The sequence below is a fragment of the Neobacillus drentensis genome (assembly GCF_036962765.1).
GTDB classification, from domain to species: domain Bacteria; phylum Bacillota; class Bacilli; order Bacillales; family Cytobacillaceae; genus Neobacillus; species Neobacillus drentensis_C.
In genome coordinates, this window is sequence record NZ_JBALOS010000444.1 from 1 (window position 1) to 666 (window position 666).

Annotated in this window: 1 protein-coding gene; it reads right to left on the reverse strand. The window is 32.4% G+C overall.

Annotation, left to right across the window (positions count from 1 at the left end; genetic code table 11):
* Positions 1-67: 67 nt before the first annotated feature.
* Positions 68-559, reverse strand: coding sequence for a DinB family protein (locus V7137_RS30535; RefSeq protein WP_335701539.1), 492 nt, complete (start codon positions 557-559; stop codon positions 68-70).
* Positions 560-666 lie beyond the last annotated feature (107 nt).

A 666-nucleotide genomic window follows, 5' to 3' on the forward strand; every position in this document is an offset into this window, starting at 1 on the left:
AACTCAAGCACCCGTTAGTGAAAGAACATAAAGAGGAGAACAAGAAATAGCTCTGTCGAAATGAGAATCACTCATATCGGTTTTTATCTTTATCAACTGGCCATGCACCTTGTAATTTTCTAATTACTATGATTTGTCCAGCATGATGAGCGTCATGACGGATTACACCATTAATATGTTTCCATAGTGGAAGTTTAGATGTAACATTTTCTAAATCTGTTGCATTCAATTTTTGGATTTTCTCATTTATTTCATGATTAACTTGACGCATCCTTTTGACTGAAGCATCCCAATCTTCTTGTGAATCTCCTTTAAAAGCAAAAGTATCTTGGTTATTTGAAGCATACTCTGCAGTTTTTCCTTGTAACCGCAATAACAATCGCTCTTTGTAATATAGCAAGTGAGCAATAATTTCCCAAATCGAATTTATTGTGTTGTTGCTTTCAGGCTTCCAAACTGCTTGTTCAACAGTCAAGTCGTTTATAAGTAGTTTTAATGGTGAGTACCAATCATCTTGACTATAAGTATGTTCTATTTCATAAAGTAACAAATTAATCACATTCAACGTTTTTACCCCCTCTTTAGAATCTCTCTATATAAGATAATGTAAAGAGTCGCCCATTTATTATAAATTCCTTTTAAAATTATTTAAAAAAGGCTTTAAAA